The organism is Rhizobium sp. LjRoot98, assembly GCF_964252935.1.
In the GTDB taxonomy this organism is placed as follows: domain Bacteria; phylum Pseudomonadota; class Alphaproteobacteria; order Rhizobiales; family Rhizobiaceae; genus Pararhizobium.
In genome coordinates this window covers 1,288,461-1,308,844 of the sequence record NZ_CAXUPW020000001.1, presented here as the reverse complement: position 1 = coordinate 1,308,844, position 20,384 = coordinate 1,288,461, and the positions used below count along the sequence as shown (strand labels likewise).

At 60.3% G+C, this 20,384-nt stretch carries 20 protein-coding genes and 1 tRNA gene; 11 read left to right on the top strand and 10 right to left on the bottom strand.

Features of this window, described 5'->3' with window-relative positions; genetic code table 11:
* The first annotated feature begins 66 nt into the window (after positions 1 to 66).
* The 4 genes from ACSQ3J_RS06450 to msrB all read left to right on the top strand — a co-directional run bounded on the left by ACSQ3J_RS06450 (position 67) and on the right by msrB (position 2,854).
* Complete coding sequence (locus tag ACSQ3J_RS06450; RefSeq protein ID WP_060500733.1) at positions 67 to 606, top strand: sigma-70 family RNA polymerase sigma factor; 540 nt, start codon at positions 67 to 69, stop codon at positions 604 to 606.
* Positions 603 to 1,325, top strand: a complete 723-nt coding sequence (locus ACSQ3J_RS06445; RefSeq protein ID WP_436038899.1) for an anti-sigma factor — start codon at positions 603 to 605, stop codon at positions 1,323 to 1,325. The genes ACSQ3J_RS06450 and ACSQ3J_RS06445 overlap by 4 nt, the downstream gene beginning before the upstream one ends.
* A gap of 250 nt (positions 1,326 to 1,575) precedes the next feature.
* A complete protein-coding gene (locus ACSQ3J_RS06440; protein WP_060500729.1) occupies positions 1,576 to 2,133 on the top strand; it encodes a fasciclin domain-containing protein in 558 nt (185 codons plus the stop codon).
* Positions 2,134 to 2,362: 229 nt separating this feature from the next.
* Positions 2,363 to 2,854, top strand: coding sequence for a peptide-methionine (R)-S-oxide reductase MsrB (msrB, locus tag ACSQ3J_RS06435; protein ID WP_060501390.1), 492 nt, complete (start codon positions 2,363 to 2,365; stop codon positions 2,852 to 2,854).
* Between the two features lie 4 nt (positions 2,855 to 2,858).
* Here the strand turns inward: msrB and ACSQ3J_RS06430 are convergent, their stop codons facing one another.
* From ACSQ3J_RS06430 to ACSQ3J_RS06415, 4 genes are all read right to left on the bottom strand, one after another.
* The gene (locus ACSQ3J_RS06430) at positions 2,859 to 3,392 is read right to left on the bottom strand and encodes a DUF1269 domain-containing protein (RefSeq protein WP_060500727.1); all 534 of its coding nucleotides are present in this window, start codon (positions 3,390 to 3,392) and stop codon (positions 2,859 to 2,861) included.
* A gap of 156 nt (positions 3,393 to 3,548) precedes the next feature.
* The gene (gene yihA / locus ACSQ3J_RS06425) at positions 3,549 to 4,202 is read right to left on the bottom strand and encodes a ribosome biogenesis GTP-binding protein YihA/YsxC (protein WP_060501388.1); all 654 of its coding nucleotides are present in this window, start codon (positions 4,200 to 4,202) and stop codon (positions 3,549 to 3,551) included.
* Positions 4,203 to 4,286: 84 nt separating this feature from the next.
* Positions 4,287 to 5,198: a DMT family transporter gene (locus tag ACSQ3J_RS06420; protein ID WP_082511897.1), complete on the bottom strand. Its 912-nt coding sequence runs from the start codon at positions 5,196 to 5,198 to the stop codon at positions 4,287 to 4,289.
* Positions 5,199 to 5,308: 110 nt separating this feature from the next.
* Positions 5,309 to 6,235 (bottom strand): DMT family transporter, encoded by a 927-nt coding sequence (locus tag ACSQ3J_RS06415; protein ID WP_060500725.1) that lies wholly within the window; start codon positions 6,233 to 6,235, stop codon positions 5,309 to 5,311.
* A 78-nt stretch (positions 6,236 to 6,313) separates the two neighbouring features.
* Here ACSQ3J_RS06415 and ACSQ3J_RS06410 point away from each other — a divergent pair, with 78 nt between their 5' ends.
* Positions 6,314 to 7,192 (top strand): LysR substrate-binding domain-containing protein, encoded by an 879-nt coding sequence (locus tag ACSQ3J_RS06410; RefSeq protein WP_436038898.1) that lies wholly within the window; start codon positions 6,314 to 6,316, stop codon positions 7,190 to 7,192.
* An 83-nt stretch (positions 7,193 to 7,275) separates the two neighbouring features.
* On the opposite strand, the gene yidC is transcribed toward ACSQ3J_RS06410, so the two are convergent.
* From yidC to rpmH, 3 genes are all read right to left on the bottom strand, one after another.
* Positions 7,276 to 9,126 carry a membrane protein insertase YidC gene (gene yidC / locus ACSQ3J_RS06405; protein WP_082511895.1) on the bottom strand — a complete coding sequence of 617 codons (1,851 nt, stop codon included), beginning with the start codon at positions 9,124 to 9,126 and terminating at the stop codon, positions 7,276 to 7,278.
* The gene (gene rnpA, locus ACSQ3J_RS06400; RefSeq protein ID WP_060500720.1) at positions 9,123 to 9,512 is read right to left on the bottom strand and encodes a ribonuclease P protein component; all 390 of its coding nucleotides are present in this window, start codon (positions 9,510 to 9,512) and stop codon (positions 9,123 to 9,125) included. The genes yidC and rnpA overlap by 4 nt, the downstream gene beginning before the upstream one ends.
* A gap of 135 nt (positions 9,513 to 9,647) precedes the next feature.
* The gene (gene rpmH, locus ACSQ3J_RS06395; RefSeq protein WP_037104763.1) at positions 9,648 to 9,785 is read right to left on the bottom strand and encodes a 50S ribosomal protein L34; all 138 of its coding nucleotides are present in this window, start codon (positions 9,783 to 9,785) and stop codon (positions 9,648 to 9,650) included.
* A gap of 418 nt (positions 9,786 to 10,203) precedes the next feature.
* On the opposite strand from rpmH, the gene ACSQ3J_RS06390 reads away from it, so the two are divergent.
* The 6 genes from ACSQ3J_RS06390 (at position 10,204) to ACSQ3J_RS06365 (ending at position 16,961) form a co-directional block, all read left to right on the top strand.
* Positions 10,204 to 12,213, top strand: coding sequence for a methyl-accepting chemotaxis protein (locus tag ACSQ3J_RS06390; RefSeq protein WP_060500716.1), 2,010 nt, complete (start codon positions 10,204 to 10,206; stop codon positions 12,211 to 12,213).
* 143 nt (positions 12,214 to 12,356) lie between these two features.
* A complete protein-coding gene (locus ACSQ3J_RS06385) occupies positions 12,357 to 13,175 on the top strand; it encodes a TVP38/TMEM64 family protein (RefSeq protein ID WP_082511894.1) in 819 nt (272 codons plus the stop codon).
* A gap of 4 nt (positions 13,176 to 13,179) precedes the next feature.
* Positions 13,180 to 14,604, top strand: a complete 1,425-nt coding sequence (locus ACSQ3J_RS06380) for a dihydrolipoyl dehydrogenase family protein (RefSeq protein ID WP_060501383.1) — start codon at positions 13,180 to 13,182, stop codon at positions 14,602 to 14,604.
* A gap of 19 nt (positions 14,605 to 14,623) precedes the next feature.
* Entirely contained in the window at positions 14,624 to 16,105 is a 1,482-nt protein-coding gene (locus tag ACSQ3J_RS06375; protein WP_060501380.1) for a sensor histidine kinase, read from the top strand.
* A 201-nt stretch (positions 16,106 to 16,306) separates the two neighbouring features.
* Positions 16,307 to 16,383 (top strand) — tRNA-Arg (locus ACSQ3J_RS06370).
* Positions 16,384 to 16,529: 146 nt separating this feature from the next.
* Positions 16,530 to 16,961 (top strand): GNAT family N-acetyltransferase, encoded by a 432-nt coding sequence (locus ACSQ3J_RS06365; protein ID WP_060500715.1) that lies wholly within the window; start codon positions 16,530 to 16,532, stop codon positions 16,959 to 16,961.
* A 52-nt stretch (positions 16,962 to 17,013) separates the two neighbouring features.
* On the opposite strand, the gene ACSQ3J_RS06360 is transcribed toward ACSQ3J_RS06365, so the two are convergent.
* The 3 genes from ACSQ3J_RS06360 to ACSQ3J_RS06350 form a co-directional block, all read right to left on the bottom strand.
* On the bottom strand, positions 17,014 to 17,256 hold the full coding sequence (locus tag ACSQ3J_RS06360; protein ID WP_060501378.1) for a hypothetical protein: 243 nt from the start codon (positions 17,254 to 17,256) through the stop codon (positions 17,014 to 17,016).
* A gap of 164 nt (positions 17,257 to 17,420) precedes the next feature.
* The gene (locus ACSQ3J_RS06355; RefSeq protein WP_060500713.1) at positions 17,421 to 18,407 is read right to left on the bottom strand and encodes an aldo/keto reductase; all 987 of its coding nucleotides are present in this window, start codon (positions 18,405 to 18,407) and stop codon (positions 17,421 to 17,423) included.
* Between the two features lie 128 nt (positions 18,408 to 18,535).
* A complete protein-coding gene (locus ACSQ3J_RS06350) occupies positions 18,536 to 20,302 on the bottom strand; it encodes an SLC13 family permease (protein ID WP_436038897.1) in 1,767 nt (588 codons plus the stop codon).
* Between the last annotated feature and the right edge of the window lie 82 nt (positions 20,303 to 20,384).

Below are 20,384 nucleotides of genomic sequence, written 5' to 3'. Positions count from 1 at the left end.
ACTCCCCTTTTTATCCCCGGATTTGTGCCCTATGTTCGCCGCTGACGGACGAGGACCGGAGCATCAATGACCACAGACGACATCTCCACGCTGATCGGCCGGATCTCGCTGAAAGATCGTGCCGCCTTTTCCGCGCTCTACAGGCAGACCAGTCCGAAACTTTTCGCCATTTGCGTCCGTATTTTGAGAGACCGGACGGAAGCGGAAGAAGCCTTGCAGGAAATCTACATCAAGATATGGCAGCGGGCAGACCGTTTTGCCAGCGGCGACACCAATCCGATGTCCTGGCTTTCGGCGATTGCGCGCAATCATGCGATCGATCATCTGCGGGCAAGAAAGCCGGTGGCAAACACGATTGACGAGGCCTATGATCTGGCGGATTCTGCGCCGGACCCGGAAAAAGCTGCCATCAATACGGCAGAGGGCCGCCGGATCGACAATTGCATGAATGAACTCGAGGCAGATCGCGCCGATGCCGTACGCAAGGCCTATGTCGAAGGGTTAAGCTACCAGGAATTGGCCGACCTTTTCGGCACGCCGCTGAACACGATGCGAACATGGCTGCGCCGCAGTCTGTTGAAACTCAGAGAGTGCATGGAGCGATGACCACACAGAATCCCGAAAGCGGAGATTCCCGCCGCGACCAGGTGATTGCGGGCGAGTATGTTCTGGGTGTTCTGTCTGCCGACGACCGCCGCAAGGTCGAGGCGCGCATGGTTCTCGATGGCGCCTTTGCTGCCATGGTCAATCACTGGCAGAGCAATCTCTCCTCTTTCGACGATGCTTACGAGCCGGTCACGCCGCCACCGCAGGTGCTGGTCGCTGTCGAGCGCCGCCTGTTTGCCGCGCAGGCCAAACCGGCTGTTGCTGCCACGGGGGTATGGAATTCTCTGGCCCTGTGGCGCATGCTGACGTTGGCATCGGTGGCGGGTCTCGTGACGGTTGCGACCTTCGCCACGGGTGTCCTGACGCCTGTCAGTCAGACGAAGCCGCTGGTGGCCGAACTGACTGGCGATGCCAGCACGACGATCAATCTTCTGGCGCAATACGACGCCGGCAACGGCGCCCTGAAGATCACGCCGGTGGCGGCAAAGCAGGCCGAGGCCAAATCGCTGGAACTCTGGCTGATCGAAGGCGATAACCCCGCCAAGTCGCTGGGCATCCTGCCGCAGACGGGCGAGGGTGAGATCATCATTCCGCCGGAGCTACGTTCGAAGTTCGGTGCAGGCGTCACGCTCGCCGTCAGTGTCGAGCCTTTCGGCGGCTCGCCGACCGCCACGGCCACCGGCCCGGTCGTTGCCGTCGGCAAGACGCGGCGGCCGTAGCGGCTTATTGTAAGTAATTGGTTACCGAATGGCTGCCCTTGCAAGAGGGCGGCCTTTATTCATTGTGCCGCGCGCGACTTCCGAAGAGGTAAATGAAATCAATTATTTGGATTGTTCATATTTTTCCTGAAACTCTTTCCGGCGACCTTGCGTACCTTGTTCTGTCCTCTGCGCAGAGAACAAGAATTCCAGAAAAAACTTGGGAGAGATCCGCAACGCGGGTCCGCGAGATCAACAGGAAGGAAGAGAAATGTTCAAGTCCATGCTGCGCACGGTCACCGTCGCTTCGATACTGGCCACAGGTTCCTTTGCAGCGCACGCTGAAAATCCGATGGTCGGCGGCGCGCCGATGTATGCCAACAAGAACATCGTCGAAAATGCCGTCAATTCCAAGGATCACACGACGCTGGTCGCCGCCGTCAAGGCTGCCGGCCTCGTCGAAACGCTTGAGGGTAAGGGGCCGTTCACGGTTTTTGCTCCGACCAATGAAGCCTTTGCCGCCCTGCCTAAGGGCACTGTGGAAACCCTTCTGAAGCCCGAAAACAAGGCGATGCTGACCAAGGTTCTGACCTGCCATGTGGTGGCAGCGGATGCAATGTCCAAGGCGATCGCCAAGATGGTCAAGGATGATGGCGGCACCCATGACGTCAAGACGGTTGGCGGCTGCATTCTGAAGGCCAAGGACAAGGGCGGCAAGATCACGCTCACCGATGAAATGGGCGGGGTCGCGCATGTTACCATCGCCGACGTCAAGCAGTCGAACGGTGTCATCCATGTGATCGACAAGGTGCTGCTGCCGAAATCCTGATCCACGCCCTTGTGGCTTGGGAGCCGGATGCATCCTCGATGCATTTTCGGCTCCGGGCCGGAGACCTCTCCGGCCTCAAGGCCACCGGCTCTTCACTCGCCGGTGGCCTTTTTATCTCGTATTCAAGCGATTGCTCACGCGGGATTGATTGGCATTTGTTTTGCCCCCGGGCGAACGCCGCATTAGTTTTCAGGTGTTGCCGGCACCATCAGGCAGACGGGAGATGACCATGACAAGCCGACGCTTTTTTCTTCTTTCCGGGGTAGCCCTTACCGCTGCGGTGGCGTTTCGCGGAGGCAGCCCCGGGGCCATCGCCGCCGAAACGTTCGAAGTGACCAAAACCGATGCCGAATGGAAAGCGATCCTGACCGCCGAGCAATACCAGATCCTGCGGCATGAAGACACCGAACGGCCGTTTACCAGCGCGCTCAACACCGAGAAACGCAAGGGCACGTTTCACTGTGCCGGTTGCGATCTGCCGGTCTATTCGTCGGACGCGAAATACGACAGCGGCACGGGGTGGCCGAGCTTCTGGGAATCGCTGCCGGATGCTGTCGGCAAGCGTGAGGACACGTCGCTGTTCATGACCCGCACCGAATGTCATTGCCGCCGGTGCGGTGGCCATCTCGGGCATATCTTCGATGACGGGCCGCAGCCGACTGGCATGCGCCATTGCATCAACGGGTTCGCAATGACGTTCACGCCAGCATCGGCTGCCTGACCGTTTAAAGGGCTGCTGGAGCCGCAGGCTGGGAATCGGACAGCGCCGCCTGAAGCTTGGCTTCCTGGTCCGGCGACAGCGAGGTCTTCAAGACCTTGCCGCGCAGGCCGTGGAACTCCGCCAGAACCTTTTCAGGCTGTACCTTGCGCACCAGCACGAAAAGCGCCGAGGAATTGTTGGGAATGGTATCGCCGAGCGACTTGATGAAATTGTCATCGATGCCGTAATCGGCCAGCGATCCCGACAGCGCGCCAGTGCCGGCGCCGATCGCGCCGCCGATGGCAAAGCCGGCCAGCGGGTTGAGGAACAGGAGACCGACGAGGCCGCCCCAGAGCGAGCCGCTGAGAAGCCCCGATGTCGCGCCGATGGCCGTCAGGTTCATGCTCTGCTTCAAGTGAACCTTGCCGGTCTCGTCGCGCACCACGACGACGGCATCCTCCAGATCGATCAGATATTCCTTCTTCAGCGTATTCAGCTTCAGAAGCACCTTGTCGGCTTCTTCCGTACTGTCAAAACCCACCACAATCAGATCGGACATGTCGTGTTCTCCTTGAACTCTCAACGCATTGGAGGTCGCCGGAAGGCCGCCCCGCGCTGGGAGATAGAGCACAGTTCATGTCGGGGTAGTGTGACAGATGCAATTAAAGCATGCCGCGCAAAAATGCGCGGCATGCTTTAGCGTGATTGCTGTGCGTCAGGTGGAGATGGCGACCTTGATGGCGGCGCGCAGTTCTTCCATGCCAAGGTTCTTCTCGGACGATGTTGCAAGCACCTCCGGGAACGCCGCAGGCCGCTTCCTGATCTTTTCCAGCGTCTCGGCAATCAGCCGCGGAACCGCCGGGTCCTTGATCTTGTCGGTCTTGGTCAGCACGACCTGGTAGGAGACTGCCGCCTTGTCGAGCAGGCTCAAGACGTCCTCGTCGTTCTTCTTGATGCCATGGCGGCTGTCGATCAGGACGTAAACGCGCTTCAGCGTCGAGCGGCCGCGCAGATAGTCGAAGACCAGCTTGGTCCAGGCATCGACATGCTCTTTCGGCGCCTGGGCGTAACCGTAACCGGGCATGTCGACCAGCGCCATTGGCGGCAGGTCGCCGGGCTGACCGGAATAGCCGTCCGGTACGAAATAGTTGAGTTCCTGGGTACGGCCTGGCGTATTGGATGTGCGGGCAAGCCCCTTCTGGCCGACCAGCCCGTTGATCAGCGACGACTTGCCGACATTGGAGCGGCCGGCAAAGGCGATCTCGAACGGGCCCTCCGGCGGCAGGAACTTCATCGACGGCACACCGCGGATGAATACCCATGGCCGCCCGAAAAGGGGCTTGTCGTCCTGCTGCGTGGCGTCTGTCATGGTATCCTGTCCTTGGCTTTTGTTCAGGACTTCACGGTTTTGCGCCGCCATGTCAAGAAAACTCGCGATTTTCGCCAATTTGGCTCAGGCCATGGTACGCCGCTGCCGCCACATCTCGATGCTGAGATAGGAGAGGAGGGCGATCAGCACGATCGTGCCGCCGAGGATCGTGTTGAGGCTTGGGATCTCGCCGTGGATCAGCGCCACCCAGAGCGGCGCCAGGATCGTCTCGGCGGTGCCGAGCAGGGCCGCGAGCGCCGAGGGGATCAACCGCGCGCCGGTGACGAAGAAGGCGAGGCCAAGGCCGAAGTTGAGCGCGCCGAACGTCACGAGGATGCCGAGCTCCGGCAGCGTGACACTGAGGCCGGACGCCATAATGGCTGCGACCGTTCCGGCGACGATGGTGCCGAAACAGGCAGCCGGTGTCATGCGCACATGGGCATAGCGCCGGGTGATGACGGTGGCGAGCGCGAAGACGAAGGCGATCAGGATGGCCAGCGCATCGCCCACGGGCGAGACCGCGCCGTTCACGGAATCCGAGACCATGATCGCTACGCCGGAAATCACGGCAGCGATGGCAAGCCAGGTCAGCAGCGAGACGCGTTCCCGAAACACGATCCAGCTGATCAGCGCCGCAATCAGCGGCACGCCGGCCTGAATGAGAACGATGTTGGCAACGGTGGTATAGGCAAGCGCCAGGATGAATGAGGTCGAGGCGATGGCAAAACACAGCCCGACCGCGATGCCCGGCAGGCCCATGTTGCGAAACAGCGAGACGGTGCCGCGTGGCCCGTCGCGCAGCAACATGAAGCCGATGAGGAACAGGGCGGCAAACAGCGAGCGCCAGAACACGATGGTCCAGCCATCCTCGATCGACAGGAAGCGCGCCAGCGTGCCGCCGAAACTCCAGACGATGGCCGAGCCGAGCACCAAGGCTGCGCCCTGGGTTGCGCTGTTTTGGCCATCGGTTACGGATTGCGGCAGAGGCTGCGACATGGCGGGAATCCGGTTGCGGTGCTGCAGTGTAGGAGCGAACGGTCCGGCGCGCGCTGGTATCCGCGACAGGGTGCTGTCGCAAACCTTCCTGTGTGCCTTATGTGACGCAACTATTGAATCTCGGCGGCGGTTTTGTCCGGTTCGGGCTTTATCACGGCAAGAATCACACCGCCAATGGCGATGATGGCCGCACCGGCGATCACGCCCGTCGTCGGAATTTCGTTGAAGAACAGGAAGCCGATGACGGCGGCAAAGACCAGCCAAGCATAATCGACCGGACCGACGATCGCCAGTGAGGCAAGCCGGTAGCCGCGGACGACGCAGTATTGTGCCGCCACCGCGATCGGGCCGAGCAGCAGAAACGGGACCATGGAGGAGAGGGACGCTTCCTTCCATGTCCAGAACGCCGGTATCGCCAGGAACAGGATGCCAAAGGCGTTGACATAGAGCAGGACCGTCAGCGGGCGGTCGGCATGGGAGAGGACACGGATCATCAGCCCTTCGATGGCGAGTAACGCGGCACCGAGAACAGCAATAGCTGCGGGGACGAGATAGGCGGGCTCGAACTGGGTGAAGGCGCCGCGTGAAATCATGATGAAACCGGCACCGGCGAAACTGAGGGTGATGCCGACCATATGCTGCTTCGTCACAGTTTCCTTGAGGACGATAACCGCCAGCGGGATGATGAAAACCACGTAGAGAAGACCAAGCGCCGTTGCATCGACAATCGGCATCGCCGCAGAGGCATAAATCAGCGCGAAGCCGCCGGAAACACCGAACGCGGCGCGCATGGCATGGGAAAACGGCCGGGCACTGCGATAGACGCGCAAGCTGTCGCGCTTGAAGGCAACCACAGCCAGAAGCGTTGCCAGGCCGCTGACATAACGCAGGAACTGGATCTGTACGACGGACAGGCTGTCTCCCCCGAATTTGCCAGAGGCAAAAATCAAGGAAAATAATGCCGTTCCGAGTACAACCCAGATCATCGCTTCAGCATTCGAGTTCAGCAGGTTTTTACGCAAGGCCTTAACTTTCAAAGGTTTCTCTTCCAACTCTTGCCAAATGACCCTGCCGCAATGCAAATTCGATTTTTGAGCCCTGGATGAGTAATTTCGATGCAGAACAAGCGGAACGTCTCGCTCAATGCGGTGCGGGTTTTTGTCCTGACGGCCCGCCATCTTAGTATCGTCCAGGCCGCCGCAGAAATCGGCGTTACCCCGAGCGCTGTCAGTCATCAAATCAAGAAGCTGGAGGGTGAGCTGGGCGTGGCGCTGTTCAAGCGGAGCCACAACTTCCTTGACCTGACGGATGCGGGTCGCCGCTTCCATGATGATGCCGCCGCTGCCATTGCTGCGATCGACCGTTCGGCAGAGGCGCTGAGCCGCGACCAGAACGAAATCGTCGTCCGCGTCTCGATTTCGCTTGCCGTTCGCTGGCTGATCCCAGCGCTGGAGCGGTTCAAGGCGATGCATCCGGCCGCCCGTGTGCGTGTCGAGACGAAAACCGGTTCCAGCATCTCTCTCGGGTCCGGCGACCTGGCAATTTCCTATCACCGTGCTGGTACGAACCCTGCAGAAGGGGAGTGGCTTGCCGCCGATATGAGCCGTCCCGTCGCGTCGCCGGCGCTGCTGGCGGCCGTCGGGTATGACGGGACCGGCGATCTTGGAAGGGTGCCAGCCCTTCAATGCTCGGTGGACAATTGGGACTGGGCATTGTGGACCCGCACGCTCGGCCTCGATGGCGGCGCCATACAGATCCAGCATGTGTTCGACACCGACGATACGGCTCTGCATGCAGCCACGGCCGGTCTGGGCATGGTTCTGGCGCCGGCGTTCCTGACGGAGCGCGAGATCCGCTCAGGCGGGCTGGTGGTTTTGCCGGGCTTCGGGCCGGTGGACCTCGGTCATTACCGTGTGGTCTTCCATCGTCATGAAAACCGCATGACGCGGAAATTCCGCAAATGGCTCGGGGAGGAGATGCAGCGCATGGTCTAGCCGTTGCGGTGCAAGTTTTTCGCCAAGAAAAAACCCCGGATCAGCCGATCCGGGGTTTTCGCATTCCTGGTCCCGGTTCCGGCCTATTCGGCCGGTTTCGGTTTCTTTGAGAATAATCCCTTGAGATTGTCGAACAGCTCGATCTTGGCGCCGTGGCGCTTCATGATGAACGCCTGTTGCATGATCGACAGCGTGTTGTTCCAGGCCCAGTAGATGACCAGACCGGCCGGGAAGCTTGCCAGCATGAAGGTGAAGACCAGCGGCATCCAGGTGAACAGCATCGCCTGGGTGGGATCCGGCGGCGTCGGGTTCATACGCATCTGCAGGAACATGGTGATGCCCATGATCAGCGGCCAGACGCCGATGACCAGCGCATGCGGAACCGCGTAAGGCAGAAGGCCGAACAGGTTGAACAGCGAGGTCGGATCCGGCGCGGAAAGATCCTGGATCCAGCCGAAGAACGGCGCGTGGCGCATTTCGATGGTGACGTAGATCACCTTGTAGAGCGCGAAGAACACCGGGATCTGCAACAGGATCGGCCAGCAACCGGCGATCGGGTTGATCTTCTCTTCCTTGTAGAGCTGCATCATGCCCTGCTGCAACGCCATGCGGTCGTCGCCGTGCTTCTTCTTCAGTTCCTCCATCTTCGGCTGAACCTTCTTCATGTTCGCCATCGAAGCGTACTGCTTCGAGGCAAGCGGGAAGAACAGGCCCTTGACGACGATGGTGGTCAGAAGGATCGCAACGCCGAAGTTGCCGAAATAACGGAAGAAGAAATCCATTAACATGAACATCGGCTTGGTGATGAAGTAGAACCAGCCCCAATCGATCAAAAGATCAAACTGTGGAATGTTATAGGCGGCTGCCTTCGATTTGTCAGCGTTCGTCAAACTCGAGAACATTGAGCTGAACCAGCTATCGTCCTTTGAGTAGCTCTGAACAACGGAGACGACTTTGGCGCCGGCAAAGACCAGGGTCTTCAGGTCAGTGGATTGGCCCGGCGCGATGGTGACTGCGTCCTGCTTGTAGTCAGCCTGGAAGCGCGGGCGGCCATCGGTGAAGTGCTCGTACTTGGATTCGTAAGCCAGTGTCTGCGGCGGAACGATGGCGGCAGCCCAGTACTTGTCGGTGATGCCAAGCCAGCCGGTCGTTGCCTTCTCGTGCTTGACCGGAACGTCGTTTTCCACCTTGCTGTAGGCGATTTCGTTCAGGCCATGCTCGCCGATGACGCCGATGAAGCCTTCATGCAGAACGTAGACGCTGGGCGTGGTCGGCTTGTTGAAGCGGGTGACGCGGCCGTAGGTCGACAGCGATACCGGAGCGCCGCTGCCATTGTTGATCGAGTCTACGACCTGGAACATGAAGTGTTCGTCGATCGAGATCGTGCGGGTGAAAACCACGCCCTTCTCGTTGGTATAAGTCAAGACGACAGGGGTTTCGGTCGTCAGCTTGTCGCCGCTTTTGACTGTCCAGATGGTCGATGGGCCGGGAACGGTGCCGGTTGCGTCGTTGCCGATATAGCCGAGTTCGGTAAAGTAACCGTCCGGCGTGTCGGAGGGGCTGAACAGCGTGATCAGCGGGCTCTTGTCGTCGACGGTCTCGTGGTATTCCTTGAGCTTCAGGTCGTCAAAACGTGCGCCGGTGAGGTTGATCGAGCCGATCAGCGCTGCCGTGTCGATGGAAACACGGGCCGATTTGGCGATCGCCTGATCACGGGTTTCAACGGCGCCGGGGACGGCGCCCTGAGCCGGTTGAGCCTGACCGGGAACGGCAGGCGTGCCGGCCGGCTGGGTCTGCTGGGTGAGCTTCTGATGGGCTTCCGCCGCAATCCGTTCTTTCTCTATCTTCGGGTTCACATAGAGAAATTGCCAGGCAATCAGAATGAGCACTGATAGCCCGATCGCCACGAAGTAGTTGCGGTTTTTTTCCATCATTCTTTCCTGGAGCCGGCCTGTTGAGGCCGTGAATATTTCTGCTTGCTTTCGATCCGCTCACAGAGGGTCTTTTCGATCCGCTTGAAGGGTGCGTTCAAAAGGTCGCGTCTGGCGACAATCACATAGTCATGTCCGGGCTTCATTGCAAATCCGGCGGAAAGCCGCACGGCCTCTTTCAGGCGCCGGCGCATCCGGTTGCGTTCGACGGCATTGCCATGCTTCTTGGTGACGGTGAAACCGACACGCGGCCCGGTATCCGGTTCGTTGCGATCAAGAACTTCCAGAAGAAACAACGGACCTTTCCGCTGCTCTCCCTTGCGCACAGCAAGAAACTGCGGCCGGCTTTTCAGCCGCCCGGCAGTTGATTTAGGCTTGGGTGATGTCATTCGCCCGCGCTCCTTCTTGGCGCTGGAGCATCCAGTGTCCCTAGAGACGACTGATGGATGCTCCGGCGCCGTGAAGCCGCGCATGCAGGTTTCGCGAAGGTAAGTGCGCGAAGACGCGGCACGCGCCAGACGGCCTTAAGCCGACAGACGCTTACGGCCACGTGCCCGGCGGGCAACGATAACCTTGCGGCCACCCTTGGTGGCGATACGTGCACGGAAGCCGTGACGGCGCTTGCGAACAAGCTTGGACGGTTGGTAGGTACGCTTCGTCATTTATTTTAATACCGCGGTGTGCGGCCCTTCTTGGGTTTGCTTCTTAGCAAGGGAGCGTTACGTTCCGGGCATGGCATTGCACAGGGCAAGGGGACTTGTCCGGACGTGGGCGGCTTATAAGAGCAAAGAGCCGCGAAAGTCAATTGCCGGGGCGGAAAAGCTGGAATCAGCGCGGGTTTTGCCGTTCTGCTGGATCAGCAGCCGGTTGGGGTGTCCTTGGGTCTATTCAACTTAAAATTGAGTATTGGTGCATAATAATGCAACGGCTTAAACAAAGCCCTAAGACCCGATCAGTAGAATTGTTGAGTGCCGCATGAGGCTTCATTAACCATCGCTGCTTTAGTGTCACGCCTGAGACAAGTACCCGCAAGCTGCGCCTTTCATGGTCTGCTGCCGGTCCCAGGGGAGTGACACGTAAATGAAAATTCGAGGCAAGATCTATCTCATCGTCGGGTTGATGAGCCTGATCACACTGGCTGTGACCGGCATGGCGCTGACAGTGGTCACACAATATAATTCGAGACTCGTCCAGTTCGACAACGCCTCGGATCGCGCGCTGAACGGCGAGCATCTCAACCGACTGGTAACGGCTGTCGTCATGGAAGCGCGCGGTATCTACGCAGCTCCGACGATGGAAAAATCCAAGCCATTCGCTGAAGGCCTGCTGAAAAACCTCGACAAGATCGATGCTCTCCTCACCGAGTGGAAGCCGCTCGTTCCCGCCGAAGAAATTCCAGCCTTCGACGCGGTCGTCAAACGCGCCGCCGAATTCCGCACATTCCGCACGGAAACAGCCCGTCTTAGCCAGGAAGTCTCGCCGCAGGCTGCCAACGAACAGGGCAACAACGAACTTAACCGCGCCAACCGCAAGGCCTTCCAGGCCGAGATCGATGCGCTCGTCGACACCGACCGCGCGGCTCTGGATACGATCGAGAATGAAGTCAACACGATTGAAAGTCGGATGATCCTCATGGTGCTGTTGACGGCGGGCGTTGGCCTGGTCATCGGCGCGGGTACGGCTTTCTACATCGGCACCAAGCAACTGAGCCAGCCGATCCTGCAGTTGACAGGCACGATGAAGCGGCTGGCTGACGGCGATCTCAATGCCAACGTGCCGTTTGCCGGCCGAAAGGACGAAATCGGCGAAATGGCCGGTGCTGTCGAGGTGTTCAAGCGCAATGGCCTGGCCGTGCGCGAACTGAATGCGCAGGAGAGTGCGCTGCGCGAAAAGAGCGCCGATCTGCAGTCGAGCATTGCCGTCGTCGTCACCGCTGCCGCCGCTGGCGACTTTACCCAGCGGATCAGCAAGGATTACGGCAATGCCGACCTCAATCGCTTTGCCGCCAGCCTCAACGAGCTTGTCGATGGTGTGAACAGCGGTGTCAACGAGACCCGCCGCGTTATCGCCAGCCTTTCGGGCGGTGACCTGACGCAGAACATGAACGGCAACTTCCAGGGCGCCTTTGCCGAGTTGCAGCAGAACGTCAACGACACGCTGTCGACCCTGCAGAGCACGCTACGGGAAGTCCGCACCACGACGGACTCGATCAACGGCAATTCCTCGGAACTGCGCTCCGCCGCCGATGACCTGTCGAAGCGCACAGAACAGCAGGCCGCAGCGCTCGAAGAAACATCTGCTGCACTGGAGCAGATCACCGCCGCCGTGCGCAACTCCACCGACCGCGCCCAGGAAGCGACTGTCATGGTCACGGAGGCGAAACAGAGTGCTGCCCAGTCCGGCGAAGTCGTGCGTAAGGCCGTCGATGCGATGGGCCGGATCGAGCAGGCTTCCAGCGAGATCGGCCAGATCACCAACGTGATCGACGAGATCGCCTTCCAGACCAACCTTCTGGCGCTCAACGCCGGTGTCGAGGCTGCGCGTGCCGGTGATGCGGGCAAGGGTTTTGCCGTCGTCGCCCAGGAAGTCCGCGAACTGGCCCAGCGTGCCGCAAGTGCCGCCAAGGACATCAAGGGTCTGATCGCCAAGTCCGGCTCGGAAGTCGCGACCGGCGTCAAGCTGGTGCAGGAAACGGGTGAGGTTCTTGGCAAGATCGAAACGCGGGTGTTGAGCATCAACGATCACATCCATTCGATCGCCACAGCTGCCCGCGAACAGTCGACCGGCCTCGGCGAAGTCAGCACCGCCGTCAACCAGATGGACCAGGTGACCCAGCAGAACGCCGCGATGGTCGAAGAAGCCAATGCCGCCACCCACAAGCTTTCGGCCGAAGCCGACAGCCTGGCGCGGCTGATCTCCCACTTCAAGCTGGACGATAGTGCGCCGTTGCGTGCGGTCGCGGCTCCGGTTCGCGAAAACACCCGGCCGGTCGCATCGCCTGCCCGCAAGATGATGGGTACTGTCGCCCGCGCCTTTGGCGGCGGCTCGGCCAGTGCCGCGGTGGCGAAGGACAATTGGGAAGAATTCTGATCCTTAACAGGATATCGGACGTGAACAGAAATCCCGCGGCGAGCCGGTCTCGCCGCGGGATTTTGCATTCCGATCACGGCGACGTTGTTGAACGCGATCATTCGTTATTGGTCCGGATGGCACTTTCCTTCTAATGCTGGGCGATGGAACAGAATGAGCGCGAAAGGCAGCAGCTGACAGTGGAAGGCGGCCAGGAAACGACAGCAGGGGACAAGGTGCCGGGAGGGCCGCCGCTGGCGCTGCGCATTGCTCCGCTTCTCGTGCTGGCCGCAGGCCTTGCCCTTGCCTATGGGCTGGGGTGGCACCGTTATGTGTCGCTCGGCTGGCTGGCGGATCAGCGCGAGGTGCTGCTCGATATGGTGGCGCGCCATCCGGTGCGGGCAGTGGTGCTGTTCTTCGCGGTCTATGCTGCCGTTGTGGCGTTGTCGGTTCCAGCGGCATCGGTGCTGACGATCTTTGCCGGCTTCCTGTTCGGCTGGCTGGCTGGCGGCATCATCGTCGTCATTGCTGCCACCATCGGTTCCTGTCTTCTGTTTGCCGGTGCACGCACGGTGTTCGGTGATATTCTCCGGCGGCGGGCCGGGCCGTTTCTCAAACGCTTTTCAGCGGGTTTCAGCCGCAATGCCTTCAGCTATCTGCTGGTGCTGCGTCTTGCGCCGATGTTTCCCTTCTTCGTCGTCAATATCGCACCCGCTTTCTTCGCCGTCAGTCTGCGCACCTTTGCGCTGGCCACCGTGGTCGGCATCATTCCGGGCACATTCGCCTACACATGGCTTGGCTGCGGCTTCGAGGAGGCTATCGGCGAGGCGGCGGAACATGGAAGGGCCCTGCGGTTGTCCGATTTCCTGACGCCAAAACTGACCGTCGCCTTCATGGCGCTCGCCGTCATTGCCGCCCTGCCGCTTCTGGTGCAATTTGCTCGCGAAAAACGGCAGGCGGCGGGTGATCGTGGACAAGACTGACGGCGTGGCAACGGTACTTTCTCCCGATATCTGCGTGATCGGTGCCGGTTCGGCGGGGCTTTCCGTTGCCGCAGGTGCGGCCGCCTTCGGTGTGCCCGTCGTGTTGATCGAGCGCGGGCTGATGGGCGGCGAGTGCCTGAACACCGGCTGCGTGCCGTCGAAGGCGCTGATCGCCGCCGCCAAACACGCCCATGCGGTCCGCAAGGCGGCCGAGTTCGGCGTGATCGCCGGTGAGCCGTTGATCGATTTTGAGAAAGTGCGTGCGCATGTCCGTTCGGTGATCGATGCCATCGCGCCGAATGATTCGGCCGAACGGTTCGCCGCCATGGGCGTCACAGTCATCAAGGCCGATGCACAATTCACCGACGGTAATACCGTCATCGCCGGAGACTATACCATCCGCGCCCGCCGTTTCGTCATCGCGACGGGATCCGTGCCGGTCATCCCGCCGGTTCCGGGCCTTGCCGGTATCGATTACCTCACCAGCGAAACGCTGTTTGACCTCGAGAGCCTGCCGCAGCATCTCATCATCATCGGCGCCGGGCCGGTGGGGCTGGAGATGGCGCAGGCGCACCGGCGGCTGGGGGCGAGAGTGACGGTCGTCGATGCGGGCAGGGCGCTGGCCAAGGAGGACCCCGAACTGGCGGGCATCGTGCTTGACGGATTGCGTGGCGAAGGCATCGATATTTTCGAACACAGCCAGGTTTTGTCTGTCGGGAAAACGGCGGCTGGCCTGCATCTCCACTGCGAAACGCCGGCTGGCCCGGTCACCATCGAAGGCAGCGCCCTGCTCGTCGCGGCCGGTAAGCGGGGCAATACGTCGGGGCTGGGCCTCGAGGCTGCCGGTATCGGCGTGTCGGTAACGGGCATTTCTGTTGATCGCAGCCTGCGGACGCAGAACCACAGGGTCTATGCGATCGGCGACGTGGCGGGCGGGCTGCAATTCACCCATGCCGCCAATTACCACGCCTCGCTGGTGCTGCGGGAAATCCTGTTCCGGCTGCCCGCCCGCGAAAACCGTGACATCGTCCCGCGCGCCACCTTCACCGATCCGGAAATCGCCTCTGCCGGGTTGGATGAAGAGCAAGCCCGCAGACGTTACGGCGCCGTCGAGGTTCTTCGCTGGCCCTATGCGGACAATGACCGCGCCCAGGCGGAACGTGCCACCGAGGGCCTGATCAAGATCGTCACGGGCAAGCGCGGAAAGATTCTCGGCGTCGGCATAACCGGGGCCGGAGCGGCCGAAATGATCAACATGTGGAGCCTGCTGATTGCCAACGGCCAGTCGCTGCGTCATGTCCGCAATGCCATCGTCCCCTATCCGGCCATGACGGAGATTGGAAAACGGGCCGTCATCGCCTATTATACGCCCCTGACACGCGCGCCGTTCGTCCGGGCCATCATCCGCCTGCTCAGACGCTTCGGCTGAGACGATGGAATTCGACGACATGACGGCAGAGACGACAGCAACCACGGCCCTTCAAAGGCAGCCGGCCCGCGTTGGCTTTTTCCGCGGCCTTTCCGGCAGGCTTTTGTTTCTGACCGTTGTCTTCGTCATGCTCGCCGAGGTGCTGATCTTCGTGCCGTCCGTTGCCAATATGCGCATCCGCTGGATGGAAGACCGCTTGAACACGGCCGCCGCCGCCGGCGTTGTGGTCGATGGCCTGCAAGACGTGCAGCTGTCGCGGCCTCTGCAGGAAGAAACCCTGATGGCGACGGGAACCAAGGCCATCGTTCTCCGGCGAAAGGACGAATCGCGGCTGATCGCCGCCGTGGACATGCCGCCGGAAATCGATGCCCAGTATGACGTCGCCGCGATGACCCCGATCGCCGCGATCCGCGATGCCTTCGACACGCTGCTGTTCGGCGGCGACAAGGTGGTGCGGATCTATGGGCCGATCGGTGAGAGCAACGCGATCATCGAAGTGGTGATGGAGGATGCCAGCCTGCGCAAGGCGATGCTGGTCTATTCGCGCAACGTCTTCTTCCTGTCGCTGGCCATCTCCCTGTTTACGGCCGCGCTGATCTTTCTTGCCATCAACCGGCTGATGATTGTGCCGATCCGCCGGATGACCACCAACATGCAGGATTTTGCGGCCGCTCCGGCCGATCCGGCCCGCGTCCTGGAACCGGCGCCGGGCCGGGACGAACTCTCGATCGCCGGCCAGCATCTGTCGGCGATGCAGCAGCAATTGCAGAAGACGCTGAAGCAGCAGAAGAACCTGGCCGATCTCGGGCTTGCTGTGTCGAAGATCAATCACGATATGCGTAACATCCTGGCGTCGGCGCAGCTGATCTCGGACCGCCTTGCCGATGTCGACGATCCCATCGTCAAGCGCTTCGCCCCGACGCTGCTGCGCACCATCGACCGGGCCGTCGGTTACACGACCGAAGTTCTGTCCTATGGGCGCACCACCGAGCCGGAACCACACCGGCGTTTCGTCGCGTTGCGGCCGCTGGTAAGCGATGTCGGCGAAATGCTGGCGATAGACCCGAATGCCGGGATCGAGTTCCAGATTCAAATTCCTGACGGCCTGCAGGTTGATGCCGATAGTGAGCAACTGTTTCGCGTTGTCCACAATATCTGCCGCAACGCCGTACAGGCCTTGATGAACGATCATGCCGACAGCGGCGCTGCGCGCCTCATCAGCGTTTCGGCGATGCGCACGGGCAGTGTCGTCAGCATCTCTGTCGATGACACCGGCCCCGGCATGCCGCCCAAGGCGCGCGAAAACCTGTTTACCGCCTTCAGAGGCTCTGCCCGATCCGGTGGCACCGGCCTCGGGCTCGCGATCGCGCGTGAACTGGTGCTCGCGCATGGCGGCACCATCGCGCTGGTGGAAAAATCGACACCGGGAACCCTGTTCAGAATCGAGTTACCCGACCGTCCCGTCCCCCTGGACGCTTTCCGCTCGAAAGCTCGTCACTGATTGCCCAATTTTTTTGAAGCCCTCTCCCACGCGCCCCAAACAGCGCTGTGGAAAGGCTTTGCGGCTGAAATCCATCCACAGTTTCAAGGGTATAAGCGGGTAGTTTCATCAAAAAAGAATTTTTTTGCCGAAATTCGCTTGCATTCCCCGGTGGGACGTTTTAGAGGATCGCCACGCAAGCGGTTGACGCCGCAGCGAAACGCACCCGTAGCTCAGCTGGATAGAGCACCAGACTACGAATCTGGGGGTCAGGAGTTCGAATCTCTTCGGGTGCGCCATTTTTTTACAGAAATATCAACGACAAATGCCACTGATTGCATCGCTTGACGCGATGGCCAAGGTCATAGCAATTTCAACTGCGGTCCCGTGATCTGAACGCTATCGTCCGTGATCTCAGGCGCTGCGCTGATGAGTTTCCGTCGATATGAATTCAGCTCTCTATGATGACGCAACCGAACCGCCGGTGATTACCGAGTGGCGGGGTCCATTTGAGAACGGCGAAGTCAACTTGCTGCATGCGGAGTGCTTCGAGCATCGTTTGTTCGAGGATGATTGGTGGACTCAGGTCAATCACTTCAGCTTGGGCTGGGTCTGTTTGCGGCGATCAGGGAAGCTCATCGGGTTCGTCAACGTCGCCTGGGATGGAGGCGTCCATGCCTTCGTTCTGGACACGATGATAGCAGCTACATCGAGGCGGCGGGGTCTTGCGACAGAGTTGATAAAAGAAGCGACTGAACGCGCGCGGGAAGCCGGTTGCGAGTGGCTTCATGTCGATTTCGATCCCGACCTCCGCCCGTTCTATTTCGACGCTTGCGGTTTTACCCAAACGGATGCGGGATTGATCCCGCTCAAGTAACAGCGGCGCAGCCGCTGTTTGCCGCCACGCCCGCTTGGCCGATCATGCGGGGTTATTTCTTCTGCCGCAGAGCTTCGATCAGGGTGCGGGTTTTTCCTGTCGCGTAGGTGATGTCTTCGCGGTCGAGATGCACGGTAATCTCGACGTCTTTCCAGCCGGCGCCGTTTTCGCGGGCAAAGATTACGGCTGCTTCCAGCGACGGAAAGACTGAGGCCGCAGCGCCGGCAATCAAGAACTGTACCGTGCACTCCGCGTCCGAATAGTTGGTAAGTGCCTTGATGGGATCAAACGCCATGGTGTTCTCCGGTGTCGTTGCTGACCGGGCGATCATACGTTCCGGCAGGGCCGCTATAGCCGGAAAAAACTGTTTCGTCTCTGGTGCGATTGCCAAAACCTGATTGGGAGAACTCCAATCAGCATAAGCGTGCCGCGCCGGAAGAACCGGCGCGGCATTGGCTTTTACCATTTCTGGTGAACGTGAACCTTGATCAGGCGCTCATAGACATCGGCAAGGGCTGCCAGCGTTTCTGCTGGGATGGCTGGGAGTTCGCTTGCCGCGGCATTGGCCTTCGCCTGTGCCTCGTTGCGAGCCCCTGGAATGACGACGGAGACGGCCGGGCTCTGGAGGATCCAGGCGAGCGCGAACTGCGCCATCGACGCGCCCTGTGGCACGAGCGGCCGCACCTGCTCGACGGCTTCGAGCGCCACATCCAGCGGCACACCGGCAAAAGTTTCGCCGACATCGAAGAATTCGCCGTTCCGGTTGAACTTGCGATGATCGTCATCGGCAAATTTGGTATCGGCAGTGATCTTGCCGGACAGGAGGCCAGACGCCAGCGGGACGCGGACGATGATGCCGACATTTTTCTTCTGCGCCTGCTCGAAGAACAGGTCATGCGGGCGTTGGCGGAAGATGTTGTAGATGATCTGGATCGTCGCGACGCCCGGATACTCGATCGCCTTCAGCGCTTCCTCGACATTGGAGACGGAGACGCCATAGCTGCGGATCTTGCCCTTGACGGTCAGGTCGTCGAGCGCGCCGAACATGTCCGGCCGGTAGAACACTTCCGTCGGCGGGCAGTGAAGCTGCACGAGATCGAGTGTCTCGACGCCGAGATTGGTGAGGCTTCTATCGATGAAGGCTTCGATATTGGTGGCGGTATAGCCTTCGGCCACATGCGGATTCAACCGGCGGCCGGCTTTGGTGGCAACGAAGGGCTTTTCGCCGCCGCGTTCCTTCAAGACGGACGCGATGATCTTTTCCGAGCGGCCGTCGCCATAGACGTCGGCCGTGTCGACGAACGTGACGCCGGCATCGAGGGCTGCGTTCAGGGCGCGCTTGCCGTCTTCCTCCGTCACGTCGCCCCAGGCGCCGCCGATCTGCCAGGCGCCGAAGCCGATTTCGGAAATGGCAGCACCTGTGCGTCCCAATGTTCTGTTTTTCATCGCGTATTTCCTCGTTTGGCAGTCATGCCGCCTTGGTGTTCCCGTCGGGAGGAGGGCAGTTTATTCTAAAAGACATTCTTATGCCGGATGTGACAGGCAACCAAGCGGCCGGTTCCGGTCTTCCGCATCTATATTGGCCAGACCAGCAACAGCATCGGAATGCTGACGACCAGCACGATGGCCGACAGCGGCAGCCCAAGGCGGGCATAGTCTCCGAAACGATAGCCGCCGGGTCCCATGACCAGCGTGTTGCACTGGTGTCCGATAGGGGTGAGAAAATCACAACCGGCGCCGATCGCCACCGCCATCAGGAACGCATCCGGCCGGAAACCGAGATTTTCCGCAAAGGTCGCGGCAATAGGCGCCATGACCAGCACCGTTGCCGCATTGTTGAGGAATGGTGTCACAGCCATGGCGGCCACCAGAATGAGCGCCAGGGCACCGGAGGGCGGCAGCATGGCAGCGAGTTTGGACAGAAGGCTGGCGATGATATCTGTCGTCCCGGTGGTTCTGAGGGAATCACTGATCGGGATCAAGGCGGCGAGCATGATCAGGATCGGCGCGTCCAGATGTTCGTAGACGTCTTTCAATGGCAGTGAACCGGACACCACCATCAAAAATGCGGCAGCGAAAAAAGCGTGGGCGACGGGAACGCCGCCAAAGGCTGTTGCGCCCATCGTGACGATCAGGATCAGCAGTGGAACGATGCTGTTACGTACGCTTCCAAGCTTCAGGTCGCGCTCCACCAGCGGCAGGCAGCCCCATTCGCGCAAAAGGTCCGGCAGGCGGCGAAGGTCGCCTTGAAGCACCAGCACATCGCCGTTGCGGATCTTGATTTCACCCAGGCGTTCGGTGAAGCGCTTGTCGCGGCGGCTGACGGCCAGAAGGTTGAGACCGGTGTTTTCAAACAGCGACACATCCTTGGCGCTGAGCCCGATCAATTGCGAATGTTCGCCGACAACAGCCTCGACGGAGCCGACGTCCTTGATCGTATCCTTTTCATGCTTGCGATCGGAGAGCTGGAGCTTGCCTTCCTTGACGATGCGGTCGAGTGCGGCTTGTTCGCCTTCGATGATGAGCAGGTCGCTTTCCTTGAGCACAGTGTCCGGCAGCGGCGAGCGCTTCCTGTCGCCATTGCTGATGATGGCCGTCACCATGGCGTCGCCCTGCGCCGGCTTCTGCAGCCAGCTGATGGATTGTCCGGTTGCCGATGATTGCGCAGTGACGCGCGCTTCGGTGGTGTAGTTCTTGATCCGGAGCGCTTCGTCGAGCGAAGCCTGTTCTTTCACTCGTTCCGGCAGGAGCTTGTAGAAGACCGCGAGGAAAGCAATGCCGGCCAGCGTAAGGGCGGCTCCGACCGGCGTATAGTCGAACATCGTGAACGGCGTGCCGGTGATTTCCTCGCGCACCCGCGAAACGATGATGTTCGGCGAGGTGCCGATCTGTGTCATCAGCCCACCCAGCAGTGAGGCAAAAGCCATGGGCATCAGGAACAGCGATGGCGAAACCCGCGACTTCCGCGCCATCTGGAACGCAACGGGGATCATGATGGCCAAAGCACCGATATTCTTGATGAAAGCGGAGAGAACAGCCACGACCGCGACCAGAATGAGTAACTGGACCCGCGGGCCGCGCCGTTCGGGCGAGAAGCGGCGCAGCGCGATTTCCATGATGCCGGATCGGGATATGGCGGCGCTAACCACCAGCGCACTGGCAACGATGATGACGATGTCATCCGAAAAGCCGGAGAATGCTTCCGTGACCGGGACAATCCCAATGGCAACGGCCACCAGCAGCGATCCGGCAGCGACGATATCGTACCTGTAACGCCCCCATAGGAATGCGGCCATCATCAGGGCGATGACAAGGAGAGAAAGCCATTGGTCCGTGCGCATGGGCGTATCCTGATGGGTATCGTTAAACGCCCGAAATGCAAAATCGATGCGGTTGCGGAAAAAGATAGGCGGGGATCGCGCC